At 54.9% G+C, this 20,445-nt stretch carries 19 protein-coding genes and 3 tRNA genes; 11 read left to right on the top strand and 11 right to left on the bottom strand.

The window, feature by feature from the left end; genetic code table 11:
* Window positions 1-34: 34 nt before the first annotated feature.
* Window positions 35-1,366, bottom strand: coding sequence for an amino-acid N-acetyltransferase (gene argA, locus JT31_RS16100; RefSeq protein ID WP_038479309.1), 1,332 nt, complete (start codon window positions 1,364-1,366; stop codon window positions 35-37).
* A gap of 227 nt (window positions 1,367-1,593) precedes the next feature.
* On the opposite strand from argA, the gene amiC reads away from it, so the two are divergent.
* The gene (amiC, locus tag JT31_RS16105) at window positions 1,594-2,844 is read left to right on the top strand and encodes an N-acetylmuramoyl-L-alanine amidase AmiC (RefSeq protein WP_038479312.1); all 1,251 of its coding nucleotides are present in this window, start codon (window positions 1,594-1,596) and stop codon (window positions 2,842-2,844) included.
* An 85-nt stretch (window positions 2,845-2,929) separates the two neighbouring features.
* On the opposite strand, the gene JT31_RS16110 is transcribed toward amiC, so the two are convergent.
* From JT31_RS16110 to JT31_RS16120, 3 genes are all read right to left on the bottom strand, one after another.
* Window positions 2,930-3,006 (bottom strand) — tRNA-Met (locus tag JT31_RS16110).
* A 62-nt stretch (window positions 3,007-3,068) separates the two neighbouring features.
* Window positions 3,069-3,145, bottom strand: a tRNA-Met gene (locus JT31_RS16115).
* A 59-nt stretch (window positions 3,146-3,204) separates the two neighbouring features.
* A tRNA-Met gene (locus JT31_RS16120) sits at window positions 3,205-3,280 on the bottom strand.
* A gap of 210 nt (window positions 3,281-3,490) precedes the next feature.
* Between JT31_RS16120 and mltA the strand changes: the two genes are divergently transcribed.
* Window positions 3,491-4,597: a murein transglycosylase A gene (mltA, locus tag JT31_RS16125; RefSeq protein WP_038479315.1), complete on the top strand. Its 1,107-nt coding sequence runs from the start codon at window positions 3,491-3,493 to the stop codon at window positions 4,595-4,597.
* A gap of 71 nt (window positions 4,598-4,668) precedes the next feature.
* Window positions 4,669-5,478 carry a tRNA cyclic N6-threonylcarbamoyladenosine(37) synthase TcdA gene (gene tcdA, locus JT31_RS16130; RefSeq protein ID WP_038479318.1) on the top strand — a complete coding sequence of 270 codons (810 nt, stop codon included), beginning with the start codon at window positions 4,669-4,671 and terminating at the stop codon, window positions 5,476-5,478.
* On the opposite strand, the gene csdE is transcribed toward tcdA, so the two are convergent.
* A complete protein-coding gene (csdE, locus tag JT31_RS16135; protein ID WP_038479321.1) occupies window positions 5,479-5,910 on the bottom strand; it encodes a cysteine desulfurase sulfur acceptor subunit CsdE in 432 nt (143 codons plus the stop codon).
* Window positions 5,911-7,116, bottom strand: a complete 1,206-nt coding sequence (csdA, locus tag JT31_RS16140) for a cysteine desulfurase CsdA (RefSeq protein WP_038479324.1) — start codon at window positions 7,114-7,116, stop codon at window positions 5,911-5,913. It abuts the gene before it with no gap.
* Between the two features lie 196 nt (window positions 7,117-7,312).
* On the opposite strand from csdA, the gene JT31_RS16145 reads away from it, so the two are divergent.
* The 4 genes from JT31_RS16145 (at window position 7,313) to rlmM (ending at window position 10,337) form a co-directional block, all read left to right on the top strand.
* Window positions 7,313-7,540 carry a YgdI/YgdR family lipoprotein gene (locus tag JT31_RS16145; protein WP_038479329.1) on the top strand — a complete coding sequence of 76 codons (228 nt, stop codon included), beginning with the start codon at window positions 7,313-7,315 and terminating at the stop codon, window positions 7,538-7,540.
* A 345-nt stretch (window positions 7,541-7,885) separates the two neighbouring features.
* Window positions 7,886-8,803, top strand: a complete 918-nt coding sequence (gcvA, locus tag JT31_RS16150) for a glycine cleavage system transcriptional regulator GcvA (RefSeq protein WP_016538028.1) — start codon at window positions 7,886-7,888, stop codon at window positions 8,801-8,803.
* Window positions 8,804-8,848: 45 nt separating this feature from the next.
* Complete coding sequence (locus tag JT31_RS16155) at window positions 8,849-9,244, top strand: DUF423 domain-containing protein (protein ID WP_008458426.1); 396 nt, start codon at window positions 8,849-8,851, stop codon at window positions 9,242-9,244.
* On the top strand, window positions 9,237-10,337 hold the full coding sequence (rlmM, locus tag JT31_RS16160; RefSeq protein ID WP_038479335.1) for a 23S rRNA (cytidine(2498)-2'-O)-methyltransferase RlmM: 1,101 nt from the start codon (window positions 9,237-9,239) through the stop codon (window positions 10,335-10,337). Before JT31_RS16155 ends, rlmM begins: the two co-directional genes overlap by 8 nt.
* Window positions 10,338-10,381: 44 nt before the next feature.
* On the opposite strand, the gene xni is transcribed toward rlmM, so the two are convergent.
* A complete protein-coding gene (gene xni, locus JT31_RS16165; RefSeq protein WP_038479338.1) occupies window positions 10,382-11,152 on the bottom strand; it encodes a flap endonuclease Xni in 771 nt (256 codons plus the stop codon).
* A 183-nt stretch (window positions 11,153-11,335) separates the two neighbouring features.
* Between xni and JT31_RS16170 the strand changes: the two genes are divergently transcribed.
* Window positions 11,336-12,520, top strand: coding sequence for a PLP-dependent aminotransferase family protein (locus JT31_RS16170; RefSeq protein ID WP_038479341.1), 1,185 nt, complete (start codon window positions 11,336-11,338; stop codon window positions 12,518-12,520).
* Window positions 12,521-12,553: 33 nt separating this feature from the next.
* Here JT31_RS16170 and JT31_RS16175 read toward each other — a convergent pair whose 3' ends face one another.
* From JT31_RS16175 to queF, 4 genes are all read right to left on the bottom strand, one after another.
* Window positions 12,554-13,921 (bottom strand): L-serine ammonia-lyase, encoded by a 1,368-nt coding sequence (locus JT31_RS16175; RefSeq protein WP_038479344.1) that lies wholly within the window; start codon window positions 13,919-13,921, stop codon window positions 12,554-12,556.
* A gap of 63 nt (window positions 13,922-13,984) precedes the next feature.
* A complete protein-coding gene (locus tag JT31_RS16180) occupies window positions 13,985-15,274 on the bottom strand; it encodes an HAAAP family serine/threonine permease (RefSeq protein ID WP_038479347.1) in 1,290 nt (429 codons plus the stop codon).
* A gap of 463 nt (window positions 15,275-15,737) precedes the next feature.
* Window positions 15,738-17,102, bottom strand: coding sequence for a nucleotide 5'-monophosphate nucleosidase PpnN (gene ppnN / locus JT31_RS16185; RefSeq protein ID WP_038479350.1), 1,365 nt, complete (start codon window positions 17,100-17,102; stop codon window positions 15,738-15,740).
* Window positions 17,103-17,217: 115 nt separating this feature from the next.
* A complete protein-coding gene (gene queF, locus JT31_RS16190) occupies window positions 17,218-18,060 on the bottom strand; it encodes an NADPH-dependent 7-cyano-7-deazaguanine reductase QueF (protein WP_038479353.1) in 843 nt (280 codons plus the stop codon).
* Window positions 18,061-18,124: 64 nt separating this feature from the next.
* On the opposite strand from queF, the gene syd reads away from it, so the two are divergent.
* The 3 genes from syd (at window position 18,125) to truC (ending at window position 20,430) form a co-directional block, all read left to right on the top strand.
* Complete coding sequence (gene syd / locus JT31_RS16195) at window positions 18,125-18,670, top strand: SecY-interacting protein (RefSeq protein WP_038479356.1); 546 nt, start codon at window positions 18,125-18,127, stop codon at window positions 18,668-18,670.
* A 651-nt stretch (window positions 18,671-19,321) separates the two neighbouring features.
* Entirely contained in the window at window positions 19,322-19,651 is a 330-nt protein-coding gene (locus tag JT31_RS16200; protein WP_038479359.1) for a YqcC family protein, read from the top strand.
* Window positions 19,651-20,430 (top strand): tRNA pseudouridine(65) synthase TruC, encoded by a 780-nt coding sequence (gene truC / locus JT31_RS16205; RefSeq protein WP_038479362.1) that lies wholly within the window; start codon window positions 19,651-19,653, stop codon window positions 20,428-20,430. The genes JT31_RS16200 and truC overlap by 1 nt, the downstream gene beginning before the upstream one ends.
* Window positions 20,431-20,445: the final 15 nt, after the last annotated feature.

A 20,445-nucleotide genomic window follows, 5' to 3' on the forward strand; every position in this document is an offset into this window, starting at 1 on the left:
GTAAAGAGAAGGCACAATCAAGGCCTTCCCTTTTTTAAGTCAGGTCGGCCATCAGCACTTTAGATTTGCGCTGATAGTTGTACATCTCTTTTTTGCTTGCAGGCAGCAGCTCAACGTCCACCGGCAGGAAACCACGCTCCTGGAACCAGTGGATGCTGCGGGTGGTCAGTACGAACAGCTTGCTTAGCCCCATTTGCCGCGCCTGGTTAGCGACGCGGTTAAGTAACTCTTCACCTCGAGACGAACTACGATAGTCAGGATGAACGGCCACGCAGGCCATTTCACCGATGCTTTCTTCCGGGAACGGATAGAGCGCAGCACAGGCGATCGTCAGGTTATCGCGCTGAATAATGGTGAATTTGTCGATCTCCATTTCCAGCTGCTCGCGGGAGCGGCGAACCAAAATGCCTTGTTGCTCCAGCGGGCGAATCAGCTCAAGAATACCGCCGATGTCGTTGATGGTGGCGCGGCGGATTTGCTCGGCGCTTTCCATCACAATCTGCGTGCCGATCCCGTCGCGTGAGAACAACTCCTGTAGCAGCGCCCCGTCTTCCTGATAGCTGAGCAGGTGGCTGCGGCGTACGCCGCTGCGGCAGGCTTTCACCGCGCCACGCAGGAACCGCACGGTGCCGGAATGGTAATCACCGGCGCTTTCCAGCGCTTCAATACGCTGCTGGGCCTCGTTCGGGAACAGCTCGGAAATCACGTTACCCAGATCGTCGGTCACGCCCTGAGCGGAGCAGAACCCTATCATCTTCTCTGCCTTCAACTTAACCGCAAGCTGGGTGGCCACTTCTTCAGAGGTGAGGTTAAAGCTTTCCCCCGTCACGGAAACCGCCACCGGCCCCATCAGCACGATAGCGCCGCTGTCTAACTGACGGTGGATGGCCTCTTCATCAATACGGCGTACGCGCCCGCTGTGGCAGTAGTCCACGCCATCATCCACGCCCAAAGGCTGTGCAATGATGAAGTTCCCGCTAACCACGTTGATGTGGGCACCTTGCAGCGGCGTATTACCGAGGCTCATAGAAAGCCGTGCGGTGATGTCGAGCTGCAGCAACCCGGCAGCCTGCTTAACCAGTTCGAGGGTTTTAGCGTCGGTGACGCGAGTGTGTTTATGGTAAACCGGTTCGTGATGGTGCTCATCCAGGTTTTCATCAATCTGCGGGCGTGCTCCGTACACCACCACCAGGCGAATGCCCAGGCTGTGAAGCAGGCCGATGTCGTTGACGATGCTGGAAAAGTTTTCATGTTCAATGGCTTCGCCGCCGAGCATGATGACAAACGTTTTTCCCCGGTGGGCATTAATATAGGGAACAGAATGGCGAAATCCCTGGACCAGTTCGGTTCTACGTTCCTTTACCACGGCACACCCTCATTGCATGTTTATTCGTAATTTGTGTATTTTTATTCTTTTATGGCGCCAGGTGCAAGCGCCAATTTTCATCCAGGATAAAATTCCCTGCTCCCGGCTTTTTATGACCTTTTCCGAACGTTTACCCTTTTATAGATGACAGTAACCGCGTGTTTCGCTAAAGTTTTTGGCTCAAAAAAAAATTTCATCATATTTAGTGACAACCTCTCAGGGGAGCCATGCCAGATTCCAGTTCGTTAATGAGTCGCCGCCGTTTACTTCAGGGTGCAGGAGCAATGTGGCTGTTGAGCGTCAGCAAGGTCGGTTTTGCTGCCTCAAGCCAGGTGATTGCCGTGCGCGTCTGGCCGGCCTCGTCTTATACCCGCGTGACGCTGGAGTCGAACCATCAGCTGAAATATCGCCAGTTCGCCCTCAGTAACCCGGAGCGGGTGGTGGTGGATATCGAAGGGGCGCATTTAAATTCAGTTTTAAAAGGTATCGGCAGCCAGGTTCGCGTCGACGATCCGTTTATTAAGTCCGCTCGCGTGGGCCAGTTCGATCCAAAGACCGTACGCATGGTTTTTGAATTGAAACAAAACGTAACGCCGCATTTGTTCGGGCTGGCGCCGGTCGCCGAATTTAAAGAGCGCCTGGTGATGGATCTTTATCCCGCCAATATGAATAGCGAACAAGATCCGCTGTTGGCGTTACTGGAAGATTACAACAACGGCCAGCTGGATAAGAAAATGCCGGCGGAGAAAGGGCCGCAGCCGGGCAAGGCCGGTAGAGATCGCCCGATTGTCATCATGCTTGACCCCGGCCATGGCGGCGAGGATCCGGGAGCCATTGGCCCGAATAAGACCCGCGAAAAAGATATTGTGCTCAGCATTGCGCGCAGGCTGAAGGCGTTGCTCGATAAAGAGGGCAATATGAAGGCCTACATGACGCGTAACGAAGACGTGTTTATCCCGCTGAAAGTGCGCGTTGCCAAGGCGCAAAAGCAGCGTGCCGACCTGTTTGTTTCTATTCATGCGGATGCGTTCACCACCGCGGCAGCTCGCGGCTCGTCGGTCTTTGCGTTATCCACGAAAGGGGCCACGAGTACGGCGGCGAAATATCTGGCACAAACGCAGAACGCCGCGGACTTAATTGGCGGCGTGGGCAAGAGCGGGGATCGCTATCTGGACCACACGATGTTCGACATGGTGCAGTCGCTGACCATCAACGACAGCCTGAAGTTTGGCAAAGAGGTGCTTAACCGGCTGGGGCGGGTGAACAAACTGCATAAAAACAGCGTCGATCAGGCCGGGTTCGCGGTGCTTAAAGCGCCGGATATCCCGTCCATTCTGGTGGAAACCGCCTTCCTCAGTAACCCGGAGGAGGAGCGTAAGCTGCGCACGGCGAAGTTCCAGCAGGAGGTCGCGGAGTCGATCCTTGCGGGGATTAAGGCCTACTTCTCGGACAGCTCACGGCTGGCAAGACGAGGCTAAAATATCTGATAAGGGCGGGGAAAACCTGCCTTATTTTTTATCAACGGCAGAAACAAAAAAACACCCGTAAGGGTGTTCTCAATGTTGGTTGCGGGGGCCGGATTTGAACCGACGACCTTCGGGTTATGAGCCCGACGAGCTACCAGGCTGCTCCACCCCGCGTCCGTCATACTACTTTTTTAATGATTATTCATCATTGCGCTGTTAAACCAGCGACTTTTAATTGGTTGCGGGGGCCGGATTTGAACCGACGACCTTCGGGTTATGAGCCCGACGAGCTACCAGGCTGCTCCACCCCGCGTCCGTCATACTTCTTAATGATTATTCATCATTGCGCCGTTTAATCAGCGACTTTTTAGTTGGTTGCGGGGGCCGGATTTGAACCGACGACCTTCGGGTTATGAGCCCGACGAGCTACCAGGCTGCTCCACCCGCGTCCGTGGATGCGCACTATACTCTGCTCGCTTTTTGTTGCAACCCTTTTTTGGCAGAAATGCCTGAATTTCCCATTGGTTGTTGAATTTACCCGCACAATGGCCCTAAACAGACGTTTTTGTTGCCCAGGCCGTTCAACTCGTTTAATTCTCGCGGCGCGTTTGCTATCTTCGGCGAGGCATACAGAGGCAACCAGCAGGGCTAGAGAGTAATGAAAGGACGTTGGATTAAGTATATAGCAGCGGGAGCCATGTTAACCATGCTGGCCGCCTGTTCATCAAAACCGACCGATCGCGGTCAACAATATAAAGACGGGAAATTCTCCCAGCCTTTCTCACTGGTGAATCAGCCTGATGCGGTTGGTGCGCCGATAAATGGCGGCGACTACGCTGAGCAGGTTAATCAGATTCGTTCCGCTTCTCCGCGCCTCTATAATAATGGCAGCGATATCTATAACGCGGTGCAGCAATGGCTGCGCGCGGGCGGCGATACTCGTCAGCTAAAGCAGTTTGGCCTTGATGCCTGGCAGATGGAAGGGGCTGACAACTATGGCAACGTCCAGTTTACCGGTTACTACACGCCGGTTATCCAGGCTCGCCATACCCGCCAGGGCGAATTCCAGTACCCGATTTACCGCATGCCGCCAAAACGTGGCCGCCTGCCTTCTCGCGCGGAAATTTACAGCGGCGCGCTGAGCGACAGCTACATCCTCGCCTACAGCAACTCCCTGATGGATAACTTCATTATGGACGTGCAGGGCAGCGGCTATATCGATTTTGGCGACGGACAGCCTTTGACCTTCTTCGGCTATGCCGGGAAAAACGGCCACGCCTACCGCAGCATCGGCAAGGTGCTTATCGACCGTGGCGAAGTGAAGAAAGAAGATATGTCTATGCAGGCGATTCGCCATTGGGGGGAAACCCACAGCGAAGCACAAGTGCGCGAGCTGCTTGAGCAGAACCCTTCTTTTGTCTTCTTCAAGCCCGCAAGCTATGCGCCGGTGAAAGGCGCGAGCGCGGTACCTTTGATTGGCCGCGCCTCCGTAGCGTCTGACCGCTCTATTATCCCTGCGGGCACCACGCTGCTGACTGAAGTTCCACTGTTGGATAACAGCGGCAAATTCACCGGCCAGTACGAGCTGCGCGTGATGGTAGCGCTGGACGTTGGCGGCGCGATTAAAGGCCAGCATTTCGATATCTATCAGGGCATTGGCCCGGATGCCGGGCATCGCGCGGGTTGGTATAACCACTACGGCCGCGTCTGGGTGCTGAAGCCGGCACCGGGGGCTGGCAGCAGCGGTAACGTTTTTAGCGGTTAATGCTGCAACGTTTCCACCTTTAACTGCGGGCTGTATAATCAGCCCGTTTTTTATTTCTGAGGAATTTCCCGATGTCTGTCGTTCTCTCTGATGCCTGGCTGCAACGCTTTGGCGGCACCGCTCGTCTGTATGGCCAGGCGGCGCTACAGCTTTTTGCTGAGGCTCACGTTTGCGTGATTGGCATCGGTGGCGTGGGTTCATGGGCGGCAGAGGCGCTGGCGCGTACCGGCATTGGGGCCATCACGCTTATCGATATGGACGACGTTTGCGTGACCAACACTAACCGTCAAATCCACGCGCTAAAGGACAGCGTTGGCCAGGCGAAAACGGAAGTTATGGCGGCGCGTATTAAAGAGATTAACCCGGAGTGCCGCGTCACGGTGGTGGATGACTTTATTACCGCCGATAACGCCGCTGAGCTTCTGAATCAAGGGTTTAGCTATGTTATTGACGCGATTGATAGCGTTCGCCCAAAAGCGGCGTTAATCGCGTATTGCCGTCGCTACAAGATCCCGCTGGTGACCACCGGCGGCGCAGGCGGGCAGATAGATCCGACGCAGATCCAGGTTAGCGATCTGGCGAAAACCATTCAGGATCCGCTTGCAGCCAAGCTGCGTGAGCGCCTGAAAAGTGACTTTGGCGTGGTGAAAAACAGCAAAGGGAAGCTGGGCGTGGACTGCGTATTTTCCACCGAAGCGCTGGTGTACCCGCAGGCTGACGGTTCAGTTTGCGCCATGAAAAGCACCGCTGAAGGCCCAAAACGCATGGACTGTGCTTCGGGGTTTGGCGCGGCAACAATGGTGACCGCCAGCTTTGGTTTTGTGGCGGTGTCCCATGTGCTGAAGAAGATGATGGCGAAGGCGGCGCGAACCGCCTCCTGATCACGCCTGGCGCGCGGCCTGTTGAACGGCCGCAGCTAGCGCCGTAAGCCCGCTGCTGCGGGAAGCGCTTAGCTGATGGCGCAGCCCCAGCTCGTCAAACAGGCTGAGCGGATCGTTTTCCAACAACTGCTGAGCAGTTTTCCCTTCTACTGCGGTCAACAGCACCGCCAATAATCCGCGAACGATGCGTCCTTCGCTGTCGCCATAGAAGTGCAGCGTGCCGTCCGGCAGGCGTTCGTGGCCCAGCCAGACGCGGTTTTCGCAGCCGCTGATTTCAATGCTCTCGGTTTTTAACGCCTCCGGCAGCGCGGGGAGTTTTTTTCCCAATAAAATCAGCTGGCGGTATTTGTCTTCCCACTGCTGCTGCGTTGCAAACGTGGCGCGCAGGGTCTCTTCGTTAAGGGTTGTGCCAAAAGGATGGTTAGCCAGCATTCAGTCCACCAAAATGTCGAGGGCGCGGTCGACCGCTGAGAGCAGCTCGTTCACGTCCTGCTGCGTGTTGTACGGCGCAAAAGAAGCGCGCAGCGTGCCGCTGACGCCTAACGCCGCCATTAAAGGCTGAGCACAGTGCTGGCCCGCCCGAAGCGCAATGCCAGATTCTGCCAGCAGCGTGACCATATCGCTGTGGTGCACGCCCGCAAAATCAAACGCCAGCAGGCTTGAGTCCTGGCAGCGGAAGCTGCGAAAACCAGGGCGCTTCGCCAGTTCGGACTCGGCGAGCGTTGCCAGGCTGCGGCTCCAGCCTTCCGCCTGTTGCAGGTCGATAGCCTCAAGCCATTCCAACACGGCGCTTAGGCCGATGACGCCCGCGACGTTTGGCGTCCCGGCTTCAAAGCGATAAGGCACCGGCTGAGTTTTAAACCCGTCGAAAGAGACATGGGTGATCATTTTGCCGCCGCCGAGCCACGGCGACATCTGTTCAAGCAGCTCCGCTTTGCCGTAGAGCGCCCCAATGCCGGTTGGGCCATACAGTTTATGGGCCGAGAAGGCGTAAAAGTCGATACCCAGTGCCTGGACATCCGGCGGGCAGTGAACGATGCCCTGCGCGCCGTCGACCATCACGACTGCCCCCGCTTCATGTGCCAGCTTGATGGCTTTTTCGAGGTCAGGGCAGCCGCCGGTTACGTTAGACATTTGTCCCAACGCCAGAATACGCGTGCGGTCGTTGAGCAACGCTGGCAGCAGGCTCAGGTCAGGCAAAGCCTGGCTATCCAGCGGCAGTTTCACCACTTTCGCACCGGTCTGTTCGGCCACCATTAACCACGGCACAAAATTGGCGTGATGCTCTGCTTCACTCACGATAATTTCATCCCCGGCCTGCAGGCGAGGGCGGGCGTAGCACTGCGCAACCAGATTAATAGCTTCAGTAGTGCCGCGAGTCCAGACCACGGATTTACCGCTTTCGGCGTTGAGCAAACGGGCCACAAGGTCGCGCGCCGCTTCATAGCGAGCCGTCAGACGCTGCGCTTCGGGAAACTGGCTGCGGTGAACGTTACCGGCGCTCAGGCTGTAAAACTGCTGGGTGGCATCGATCACTGCCTGGGGTTTAAGCGCCGTGGCCGCGCTGTCGAGATAGACGCCTGCGTCTGCCAGCGCGGGAAACTGGGCGCGAAAATGGGCGGGGTTAAATGCTGTCATGGTGATCCTCTGTTCAATGCACAGATCGTCGCGCAAAACTGACGTTGGCACAAGGTTTCCGTCTTTCTCGGAATCGTCTGTTTCTCCTGGCAGAATCGGGAAAGCAGGTTATGCTAATTATTGTTGGACTAATATTTAAGCATGTTAGTAGAAGAGATTTAAGTAGCATTAAACTCTATCCACAAGGAGAAGAATAATGAACAAAGCAACCGCTATCGTTTCTGCCTGTATGATGACCTTTGCACTTGCAGCCTGTTCCAGCCCGAACTACATCATGCATACCAATGACGGGCGCGCCATTGTCTCCGAAGGTAAACCGAAGACCGATGACGAAACCGGGATGATCAAGTACAAGGATGCTAACGGCAATATGCAGCAGATTAACCGCTCGGACGTGAAAGAGATGGTTGAACTGAAGAAGTAAAACTGCAGGCAAAAAAAAGCACCGCATTCGGCGGTGCTACATTAATCACTATGGACAGACAGGGTAAATGTACAGGAAGTGAAAAGGGGTAGCTAAGCTACCGTGGTCCGAAATGTCAGACCAATTGCAAACACAACAACACAACATCACAACCGTAAGCCAAAAGCCCTCCAGAACACGCATTCCAGACAACTTTTCGTTCCGACTCAGGAAGTGCCGCCACTATAGGTATTTGCTGGTGCATCCTCAACGGACAATTTATAATGGCTCAGATAAAAAAAACTAATAGGTAAACAAACGCTATCTGTTTGTTAACTGTTATTAACACTTAAGCCAAATAACCTCATGTCTAAGCGATTACCCCCTCTGAATGCGCTGCGCGTTTTTGACGCTGCGGCTCGTCACTTGAGTTTTACTAAAGCGGCTGAAGAACTTTTCGTTACTCAGGCTGCGGTAAGCCACCAGATCAAGTCGCTGGAGGATTTTCTTGGCCTGAAGCTGTTCCGCCGCCGCAACCGTTCGCTGCTGCTGACCGAAGAAGGTCAGAGCTATTATCAGGATATTAAAGAGATTTTTTCCCAGCTGACCGAAGCCACACGCAAGCTGCAGGCGCGCAGTGCAAAAGGCGCGCTGACGGTGAGTTTATTGCCAAGTTTTGCGATTCACTGGCTGGTTCCTCGCTTAACAAGCTTTAACTCAGCTTATCCGGGGATCGACGTGCGCATCCAGGCGGTGGACCGCCAGGAAGACAAATTGTCCGATGACGTTGACGTGGCGATATTCTATGGGCGAGGAAACTGGCCTGGGCTTAGAGTTGAAAAGCTTTATGCTGAATATTTGCTCCCTGTTTGCTCACCTATGCTGCTAACCGGTGATAAACCGATTAAAACGCCGGAAGATTTGGCAAAGCATACTTTATTGCATGACGCCTCACGCCGCGACTGGCAGACTTATACCCGCCAGCTTGGCGTGAGCCATATTAATGTCCAGCAAGGGCCCATCTTCAGCCACAGCGCAATGGTGTTGCAGGCCGCTATCCACGGCCAGGGCATTGCGCTGGCCAATAACGTGATGGCACAAACGGAAATCGAGGCCGGTCGACTGGTGTGCCCGTTTAACGATGTGCTGGTGAGTAAAAACGCCTTTTATCTGGTTTGTCATGACAGCCAGGCAGAACTGGGTAAAATAGCGGCGTTTCGACAGTGGATCCTGGCAAAGGCGGCCAGTGAGCAAGAGAAATTCCGTTTTCGCTACGAACAATAAGCAACCTTCGCGTGGCCCGGCCACGCTCTACTTTAGGGTTACACCATGACCAGCCGATTCATGCTGATATTTGCCGCCATCAGCGGTTTTGTTTTTGTTGCCCTGGGCGCTTTTGGGGCGCATGTGTTAAGCAAATCTCTGGGTGTTGCGGAGATGGGGTGGATCCAGACCGGCCTTGAGTACCAGGCGTTCCACACGCTCGCTATCTTTGGCCTTGCGGTCGCGATGCAGCGCCGCATCAGTATCTGGTTCTACTGGAGCAGCGTCTTTATGGCGTTAGGCACCGTATTATTTAGCGGCAGTTTGTACTGCCTGGCCCTGTCGCACCTGCGGCTGTGGGCGTTTGTAACACCGGTGGGCGGCGTAAGCTTCCTGGCCGGCTGGATATTGATGTTAATTGGTGCTGTGCGCCTGAAACGTAAGGGCGTAAGCCATGAATAAAGTGATTTTGTACTGCCGACAGGGATTTGAGAAAGAGTGTGCGGCAGAGATAACCGACAAAGCTGGCCAGCGCGGCGTCTACGGCTTTGCCCGAGTTAAAGAGCAGAGCGGGTACGTCATCTTTGAATGCTACCAGCCGGAAGAGGCGGATAAGCTGGCGCGGGAACTGCCGTTCAGCGACCTGATTTTTGCCCGCCAGATGTTTGTTGCCGGTGAGTTGCTAAAAGATTTGCCGCCGGAAGACCGCATAACGCCTGTCGTTGGTATGCTGCAAGGCGTGGTAGAGAAGGGCGGCGACCTGCGCGTTGAAGTGGCCGATACCAACGAAAGCAAAGAGCTGATGAAGTTCTGCCGCAAGTTTACCGTGCCGCTGCGAGCCAGCCTGCGCGAGGCTGGGGTGCTGACCAACTATGAAACGCCGAAGCGCCCGGTGGTGCATGTCTTCTTTATCGCGCCGGGCTGCTGCTACACGGGCTATTCCTACACCACCAACAACTCAGCGTTCTATATGGGCATCCCGCGCCTCAGGTTCCCGGCGGATGCACCAAGCCGTTCCACGCTGAAGCTGGAAGAGGCGTTTCACGTCTTTATTCCTGCCGATGAGTGGGACGAACGCCTGGCCAACGGCATGTATGCCGTTGATTTAGGTGCCTGCCCAGGCGGCTGGACCTATCAGCTGGTGAAGCGAAATATGTGGGTTTCTTCCGTCGATAACGGCCCGATGGCGCAAAGCCTGATGGATACCGGACAGGTAACCTGGCTGCGTGAAGACGGTTTTAAGTACCGCCCAACGCGCACCAACATCTCGTGGATGGTGTGCGACATGGTAGAAAAACCGGCGAAAGTGGCCCATCTGATGGCGACATGGCTGGTAAACGGCTGGTGCCGTGAAACCATTTTTAACCTCAAGCTGCCGATGAAAAAGCGCTACGAAGAGGTGTCGCAAAACCTGGCGCAGATCCGGGAAATCCTCGAAAGCAACGGCATTAACGCTGAGATCAAAGCGCGCCAGCTTTACCACGACCGTGAAGAAGTGACGGTTCACATCCGCCGCTGGTGGGCAGCCGTGGGTGGGCGCCGCGACGAGCGCTGATGGCTTTACCCCTCGCCTGTTCACGGTGAGGGGTTTTCCCTTCTTCAGGCTGAAGGCGATGCCCCAGGCAGCCTGAGCTGCTGTAAGTTCCCATCGAGCTGTAAATCCGTCTGTAGCCTTGCCACCTGGCGGCTGATAAACGCGCTTTCCCTGTGCTGTTCAAGCTTTTTACGCCATTTTTCCGGAACCTCATCCAGCCGCTGATACAGTGCTTCCAGATTGGAAAACTGGTTAATTAGCTGTGTGGCGCTTTTTGGCCCGATGCCCGCGACACCGGGGATTTTGCTGCTGCTAATGCCCGCCAGCCCCCAGAAATCGCCCAGCTGTTCCGGCTGCACGCCGTACTCCTGGGCAATAAACGGCGCATCCAGCCAGCGCTTTTGGAAGTAATCCCTAATTTGCAGGGTGGGTGCCAGAAGCTGGCAATAGCCTTTATCGGTAGAGACGATCGTTGCCCAGTGGCCGCCGGAGGCGACTTTTACCGCCAGCGTGGCCGCAAGGTCGTCCGCTTCGTTACCTTTTGAATGCCAGCACTGCACGCCCCGGCGGGTAAACGCCTCCCGCAGGGCGGGCATTTCGGCATGCAGATCGTCAGGCATCGGCGAACGGCCCGCTTTGTAGTCGGGCATAACCTGATGCCGCCAGCCTTCGCGGCGCTCTTCGTCATCAAAGACCGCCACCGCGTGGGTCGGCTGGCTGTGGCCGATGAGCTGGTCCAGGGCGTGCAGGCAGGTGTCGACACAAGGTGAGCCCTGAACCGCGTGTATGCGGCGAATAAGGTTCAATGCATCGACGATAAGTAAATGAATAGTCATAAGAAATTTACCGGTCACTCTGATGGACTTACCCTAACACTTCCCGCCATGATGAGCTATTCTCATCACAGAATTCAGGAACCTCTCTCGCAAAAACCTTGTTGGCAAAGGGTGGAAAGCCATTGCGTAGTTGTTAGCGGGCTATGTATATTTCTAACGCATATAAAAATAGAGAATATCAATATGAGTAATACTAAACACCTCGCGCAACGCATTCAGAACCTGCAACCTTCGGCCATCCGCGAACTCCTTAAGCACAGCAAAATGCCCGGCGTGATTTCGCTGGCGGGCGGTATTCCCTCCAGCGAGCTTTTTGACAAGCAAGGGCTGGAGCTGGCGACCCGTAAGGTCGTTGAAGAGAACTTTAACGATGCTTTTCAGTATGGCCTGACCGAAGGCAATACCGAGCTGCGCGACCAGTTGGTTGAGCTGTGCAAAGCGCGCGGGATTACCACGCGTAGCGACCAGTTGCTGATCACCTCTGGTTCGCAGCAGGCGCTGGATCTGCTGATCCGCGCGCTGGCGGATGAAGGCGATGTTTTCGTCGTTGAGCGCCCAACCTACCTGGCCACGCTGCAAATCCTCAGTTTGACCGCCGCGAAAGTGGAGTCTGTGGGCGGGGATGAGCACGGCATGATTGTCGACGAGCTCGAAGCGCTGCTGAAAACCACGCGCGTTAAAGGCGTTTATCTGGTGCCTACTTTTGGTAACCCAAGCGGCACGACGCTGAGCGCCGAACGCCGTGAGAAGCTGGTAAAACTGGCCGCTGAATATGATTTCGTGATTATCGAAGACGATCCGTATGGGGCCATTAGCTTTACCGACCGCCGCGAGAAAACCCTGATTCAGGTCGCGAAAGAGTTGGGGCATGAAGACCACGTGGTCTATACCTCAACGTTCTCTAAAATTCTGGCGCCGGGCCTGCGCGTGGGCTGGATTATTTTGCCTGAATGGATGAAGCAAAAGGTCGCTATCATTAAGCAGGCGACGGATTTGCACGCCAACTCGTTTACCCAGGCGCTGACGGCGGCTTACCTTACGCTGGGCCGTCTGGACCCGCAGATTGAGCTGATTCGTGAAGCCTACAAGCAGAAGTGCCTGACGCTTTCGCGCCTGCTGGAAGAGGAACTGGGCGAGCACATTACCTTCAACCAGCCGCAGGGCGGGATGTTCCTTTGGGCCTCATTCCGCTATGACTTCGACACCACGGCGTGGCTGCAAAAAACGCTGGAGAAAGGCGTGGTTTACGTGCCGGGTGAATTCTTCTTTAGCGATCATGCGGATAAACGCACGCTGCGGTTCTCTTACGCTACGGCCACCGACGAGCAGTTGGTTGAAGCCGTTAAGCGTTTAAAAGCCGCGCTTTAGTAAAAAAGGCTCCCAATCGGGAGCCTTAATTTTTTAGTCACAGGCGACAATTTTTAGCGCAAGGCCACCGCGAGATGTTTCGCGATACTTGGCGTTCATGTCTTTGCCCGTTTCATACATCGTCTCGATAACCTTATCCAGGCAGACGCGCGGTTCGCTGGTGCGGCGCATTGCCATACGTGCAGCGTTCACGGCTTTAACTGCCGCAATGGCGTTACGCTCGATGCAAGGAACCTGTACCTGACCGGCTACCGGGTCGCAGGTCAGCCCCAGATTGTGCTCCATGCCGATTTCAGCGGCGATGCAAACCTGAGTCGGACTCCCGCCCAGCAGCTCGGCGAGACCTGCTGCCGCCATTGAGCAAGCTACGCCTACTTCACCCTGGCAGCCCACTTCCGCACCGGAAATAGAGGCGTTCATTTTGTACAGGGAGCCGATAGCGCCAGCGGCGAGGAAATAGCGGGCGCAGGAGTTAGCGTTCACCTGACGGATAAACTTGTCGTAGTAGGCCAGCACCGCAGGAACAATCCCGCAGGCGCCGTTCGTCGGAGCGGTAACCACGCGGCCACCGGCGGCGTTTTCTTCGTTTACCGCCAGTGCGAACATATTGATCCAGTCCACAACGGCCATTGGGTCCGAGTTGTTTTTATCGGTGGTGACCAGCATGCGGCGCAGCGCGGCAGCACGGCGTGGCACTCGCATTTTGCCCGGCAGCACGCCTTCGGTGGTGATGCCACGTTCAATGCCGTTGCTCATCACTTCCCAGACCGCCGCAAAGTGAGCGTCAATCTCTTGCTGGCTGTGCAGGGCTCGTTCGTTCTGCATCATCAGGCCGGAAAGCGACAGGCCCGTTTCACGACAGTGTTTTTGCAGGTCCGCAGCGTTTTTGTATGGGTACGGCACGCTTACCGGGTTTTCACTTTCTACGCCAAAATGCGCTTCATCGACGATAAAGCCGCCGCCGATGGAGTAGTAAGTTTGTGAATACAGAGCTTTATCACCCGCCAGCGCGGTAATACGCATGCCGTTTTCGTGCAGGGCCAGGTTGTCTGCATGGAAGTTCATACAGCAGTCAACCGGGAACTCTACTTCACGCTGTCCGTTGGCCAGCATCAGGCGCCCGTGAGTATTCACGTCCTGGATGAAGTGAGGAATGGCGTCGATATCAACGGTGTCCGGCAGGTTACCCGCCAGGCCCATGATAATCGCGATATCGGTATGGTGACCTTTACCGGTCAGGGATAACGAGCCGTAGACGTCTACAACAACGCGGGTGACATCGCTCAGGATCCCTTGCTCAATCAGGTCATCAGAAAATTGTTTACCAGCCTTCATCGGGCCGACGGTATGCGAACTGGATGGACCGATACCGATTTTGAAAATGTCGAATACGCTGATCATAAGATTTCCCTGCGTAAGTGACTTGAGAGGAGAGAGCCGCCCGGGCGGGCGGCTTTAAAATGCTTAGCTGAACAGCGAGTAGAAGATAGCGGAGATGGCAATCAGACCCATAATCACAACGAATACGTTGCTGATGTGGCCGCTGTATTTACGCATTGCCGGGACTTTCTGAATCGCGTACATCGGCATCAGGAACAGGATCATCGCGATAACCGGGCCGCCCAGGGTTTCAATCATACCCAGGATGCTTGGGTTCAGCGTAGCCACTGCCCAGGTCGTCACCAGCATGAACAGCGCGGTGATTTTGTTCAGTTTGCCGATTTCAATGCTCTTGCCTTTGCCGCGCAGAGATTTGATAACCATACCGTTGAAGCCTTCACGTGCGCCCAGGTAGTGGCCGAGGAAGGATTTGGTGATGGCAATCATCGCAATGATTGGCGCCATCCAGGCGATAACCGGTGCGTTAAAGTGGTTAGCCAGGTAAGACAGGATAGAGATGTTCTGCGCTTTTGCCGCCGCCAGGTCAGCCGGGCTCAGGCTCAGCACGCAGCTGAAGACGAAGAACATGACGGTCAACACCATCATGATGTGTGCGCGAGCCAGAATGCTGGAGCATTTTTTCTCAGCGCCTTCGCCGTACTCTTCACGCTTCGCTACCGCGAAGGAGGAGATGATCGGGGAGTGGTTGAAGGAGAACACCATCACCGGAATAGCCAGCCACAGGGTCATCCACAGGCCGCTGCCGGTTGCCGGCGTTGCGCTGAAGGACAGGGTTTCAAAGGCCGCACCGCTCCAGTTAGGAATCAGGTACAGCGCCAGAACCATCAGAGCCGCAACAAACGGGAATACCAGGATGCTCATCGCCTTCACGATCATCTGCTCGCCGAAGCGCACGATGGTCATCATGCCGACAATCAGGATCAGAGAAAGAATTGCACGTGGCGGAGAAGCCATGCCCAACTGGTGAGTAATGAAGCTGTCTACGGTATTGGTGATTGCCACGCTGTAAACCAGCAGGATTGGGTAGATAGCGAAGAAGTACAGCAGGGTAATCAGCTTACCTGCGCCAACCCCAAAGTGCTCTTCTACAACTTCGGTGATGTCTTCGCCCGGGTTTTTACCGGACAGCACGAAGCGGGTCATACCGCGGTGTGCGAAGAAGGTCATTGGGAAAGCCAGAATCGCCATGATGAACAGCGGGATCAGGCCACCAACGCCGGCGTTGATTGGCAGGAACAGGACGCCTGCACCGATTGCCGTGCCGTACAGGCCCAGCATCCACATGGTGTCAGTCTTGCGCCATGCGCCTTTTTTCTCAGCAGAGACAATACTGCCGGTTTGAGTGGTTTCCATTTACATCTCCAAAGGAATGTTTCGTGCAATGTTGAAAAATTCGCCGTTAAAACGCTATCAAGGTCTTAACGGCTGAAACTAAATTCTGGCCGCGGGCATTTTTGTAGTAGTTGTGTCCCGTAACTATCGGCGGGCGGAAAGATACAGTTATGTCATCCATGTATCAGTGATCGCGATCCCAAATGCGATAATCCACCTTTGTTACGCAACAAATCCGCATAACAGTCTGTTCATGTACATCTAAGTGATATTTATAGTCGCGAAGCCTATCACTAGCCGATGATGCAATAAATTAAACCCGACCAAATAACTCGGTTTTTGCCAGAGAAAGTGCCTAAAACAGCGTTTTTTAACGAGTATTTGCATCAGGGCGTGATGTTTGTGCTTTTGAGTGTGAGCGCAATCGATTAAATGGCTTCGGGAAGGGGGAAAAAAAAGGGCGACCGCTGGCCGCCCTGGAAGGTTAACGCACGATTTCGTAGCAGGGGATGTAGGCGCTGCCCGGCAGCTTCATGCGGTGCTGGGCGACAAAGCCCTGCAGAAGAACGTCCATGCGCCTCATCATTTCCGGATCGCCGTGCAGCTTGTACGGGCCGTATTTCTCGATGGCGTGAATACCGGCTTCTTTGACGTTACCCGCCACGATACCCGAGAAGGCACGGCGCAGCGATGCCGCCAGTTTTTCCGCAGGCTGATCCGGATAGAGCTGCAGGTTAGCCATGTTTTCGTGGGTGGGTTCAAACGGCATTTGCAGGTCGGGCGAAATGCGAATGGACCAGTTGAAGCCGTAGGCATCGCCGGTTTCACGGCGGTTTTCTTTCACCTGAGGCATGGCTTTTTTCATCACGCGGGCGACTTCTGTCGCGTCATCGATGATGATTTTGTAGTGACGGCGCGCCTGCTCGCCCAGGGTGCTAACGATAAATTCATCCAGCACGCGGAAATAATCGGCGCTTTCTTTCGGCCCGGTGAGGATCAGCGGCAGAACCTGATCGTGGTTATGCGGATTCATCAGAATACCGAGCAGGTACAGCAGCTCTTCTGCGGTACCAACCCCGCCAGGAAAGATAATAATGCCGTGGGCAATACGGACAAATGCCTCAAGCCGTTTTTCAATATCCGGCATGATGATCAGTTCATTGACCAGCGGGTTAGGCGGCTCTGCGGCGATGATAGAGGGTTCCGTCAGGCCGATGAAGCGGCCTTCTTTGTAACGCTGCTGGGCGTGGCCCACGGCGGCACCTTTCATCGGTGCTTCCATCGCACCCGGCCCACAGCCGGTACAAATATTCAGCTCACGCAGCCCAAGCTGGGTGCCCACACGGCGAGCATAGAGGTATTCATTTTCGTTAATGGAGTGGCCGCCCCAGCAAACCACAAGGTTTGGCGCTTCACCGACGTGCAGCGCACGGGCATTTCGTAGAATAGAAAACACCATATTGGTGATATGAATAGAGTTTTCTTTATTTAAATGTTGGAAACGGCCTGCATTGTCGATTTGGCCGTTAACAAACAGAATATCGCGCAGGACGGCAAACAGGTTAGCCTGCAGTGCACGGATGATACGGCCGTCGACAAAGGCGTCTTCCGGGGGATTAATCAGTTCGAGTTTTACGCCACGTTCACGACGCAACACGTTGATGTCAAAGCTCTGATAGCGGGACAGCAGCTCTTTGCTGCTGTCGGTTTGACTGCCGGAATTAAGAACCGCCAGCGAGCAGTTACGAAACAGTTGGTAAAGGTCGCTGCTGGCGGTGCGTTTAAGCATATCGACTTCCAGCTGCGACAACATATCCATTGAGCCAAGCGGGCTAATATGTGTAATCAAGTGAACTCCTTACGGAACGAAAAGTGCCGTTCTCACAGATTACAATAGCCCTGGCTTATTCACTTTAACAACCCGTAAACCGCATTCACTTTTGGCGCTGCGAGCTATTTCGCAATTATTGGCGAGTCAGGCGGCCAAAAGCAGGATGGAAATCGGTATTGGTTCGCCACGGGTTAATGTCCAGGCCGCCGCGGCGCGTATAGCGTGCGTAGACGCTAAGCGTTTGTGGCCGGCAGAAGCGCTGCAGGTCATTAAAGATGCGCTCCACGCACTGCTCGTGAAACTCGTTGTGATGGCGGAAGGAGACCAGATAGCGAAGCAGCTTTTCACGGTCGATTTTCGGGCCGCGGTAGCGAATTTGTACGGAACCCCAGTCTGGCTGATGGGTTATCAGGCAGTTGGACTTCAGCAAGTGGCTAACCAGCGTCTCTTCTACGATCTCATCGCCCGCGGCCTGCTGGAGGTAATCCGCGTTGAAGTCGTAGCTGTCGATAGCGATGTCCTGCTCGTCGATGCACTCGCCTCCAAAGGCGGCGATTTCCTGGCCTTCGAGCTCATGCAGGCGGAAAAGCACCACGCTGACGTCACCTTCGGCGCAGGCGCTCAGGTCGCGCTTCAGGGTTTCCTGGACGGTTTCCCAGTCGGCGAAGCGCGTCTGGTTAAAGCTGTTCAGGTAGAGCTTGAAGCTTTTTGATTCCACCAGATTCACGCTGTTGGCATCCAGCTGCACATGGCCCACGGCGACCTGCGGCAGGCCGTTGTTGTTTAGCCAGGACAGTTCGTAAAGCGTCCAGATGTCACCGCCGCTGAACGGCAGGCTGTCGGCGTGAAGGCCAAGCGGGTCGCGATTCAGGCTGCGCGGTACGGCCTGCAGCAGCGATGGCTGGTATTGATCCTGATAAGCGGTTGGCTTACCCAGCGTCAGGCCACTTAGAGCCTGGTGATTTTCGTAGGACATGTTTCACCGAGATAAAGGTACAATTGGCTTTTATTGTACCCCAGCCTACGCGAGTGAGAAATTAATGAACGAAGTCGCCTTTGCCCTCAAAGAGTTTACCCGCCGTTTTTGCGATCGGTGGCAGGAAGAAACGGGAGGCTGGCCCGCCAGTGAAGCGTTATACGGCATTCCGTCCCCGTGTATTGTGACGACTACGGGCGGCGATGTGCGCTGGCAGCCACAGCCGTTTACGCCCGACGCCGATTTAAGCGCCGTGGAGCGAGCGTTGGATATTTCTCTCCAGCCTGCCGTCGAGGCGTTTTACACCACGCAGTTTGCCGGAGATATGCCCGCCGTGCACGGTAACACCGCGCTAACGCTGCTGCAGACATGGAGTGAGGACGATTTCGTGCGGGTGCAGGAGAACCTGATTGGTCACCTGGTGACGCAGAAGCGCCTGAAATTGTCGCCGACGTTGTTTTTAGCTACCACGGAAGATGAAATGGAAGTCGTTTCTCTGTGCAACTTGACGGGCGAAGTCGTGATTGAGAAAATCGGCACCCCGCAGCGCACCGTGCTTTCCGCTTCTCTCCCTGATTTCCTCCATGCCCTGACACCGCAGGTGGTTTAGCTTTTTTACCCAGAGTCTTGTGAGAGATCTCTTACATGCGTTGTGAGAGATCGCTACATTTAGCGACAGATGAAAGCGACTCTCATTTGCTGATGTTCATATAAAACAATGAGTTATTTTTATTTTCGGATAGTTCCGAATGAAAGTTTTTGCCCGTGACTCCGCTGCATCCCTTGTCACAAGCAGGTAAATAGAGGATTCTATATCCATCGACAGGACGTCGACGTAATGAAGGAGATATCAGGATGATGCCGCTTCATCACGAACAGGAACCCGCCGGGATGGCGTACAGGGAAGGCTTCATAGATGAAGCATGGATCACTCAGGAAGAGTAATGGACACCTCCAGGATGGAGAAAGAGAGCCGTAACAGGAGTACGGTGGGTCAGGAAGACTCAAGGAACTAGCGTCAGGGTGATGCAGGACACCATCAGGATGACGGTCGCAGGAAGCTTTAGCGATGGATTGTCGGTCAGGAGACCAGAGGACAAAGTTGTCACGGATGAGCAGGGAGCACGAAAAGTAGCCGGATTAGCTGCGAAACGAACCGGGAGCACTGTGTAAACAGTGCTCCCTTTTTTTATGCCTTTTTCACGCGCAGAGAAGAAGTGTTATTCTGTTCCGCTCTTTTTCACTGAAGTATGAGGTTTCCATGGAGCGCCAGAAGCTGGTTCGCCGCCATTTACTCACCCTTGAGCAGATCCTGCGCGATCACGCCCTCTGGCAGGGCCTGCCTCCGGATCCGTCGGCTTTTGAGAGCACGCAGCCTTTCTGCATGGATACGCTGCAGCCTCATGAATGGCTGCAATGGGTATTGATCCCCCGTATGAATGCGCTGCTGGACAGCCAGCATCCTTTGCCAAATGCGTTTGCCGTTGCGCCTTATTACGAAATGGCGCTGGATGCTACGCATGCGGTACGCGAACCCCTTCTCGCCGTGCTGTTTGAGCTGGACGCACTGTTTGAGGCGGAACAGGACTGATGCTGGAGATTATTTACCAGGATGAGTGGCTGGTTGCGGTAAACAAACCGTCCGGCTGGCTGGTGCACCGTAGCTGGCTGGACAGGCACGAAAAAGTCGTGGTGATGCAAACCGTTCGCGACCAGATTGGCCAGCATGTTTTTACCGTGCACCGCCTTGACCGGCCAACCTCCGGCGTACTGCTGATGGGGTTATCCAGCGAGGTTGGACGCCTGCTGTCGCAGCAGTTTGAGCAGCACCAGATGCAGAAGGGTTACCATGCCGTGGTACGTGGCTGGCTCGAGGATGAAGCGGTGCTGGATTATCCGCTGGTGGAAGAGCTGGATAAAATCGCCGATAAGTTTAGCGACCAGGATAAAGCCCCGCAGCCTGCGGTGACGCATTATCGTGGCTTAGCGACGGTCGAGATGCCGGTGGCCGTAGGGCGTTATCCTACCGCTCGCTACAGCCTGGTGGAGCTTGAGCCAAAGACCGGCCGTAAACACCAGCTTCGTCGGCATTTGTCGCATCTTCGCCATCCCATTATTGGTGATTCCAAACACGGTGATTTGCGCCAGAACCGAGGCGCGGCGGAACATTTTGGCTGCGAGCGTCTGATGCTGCACGCCAGTCAGCTCTCGTTAAACCATCCGGTTACCGGAGAGCCGCTGACGATCCGGGCGGGGCTGGATGACACCTGGATGCAAATGCTGACAAAATTTGGCTGGCGCGGCCAGCTGCCGGATGTTGAAAATATTGAGTTTGATCCGGCGAGCCGCCAGGATAAGCCTTGTCCCTAATTCTTAAGGAGTTAC

The sequence above is a fragment of the Cedecea neteri genome, from assembly GCF_000757825.1.
GTDB lineage: Bacteria > Pseudomonadota > Gammaproteobacteria > Enterobacterales > Enterobacteriaceae > Cedecea > Cedecea selenatireducens.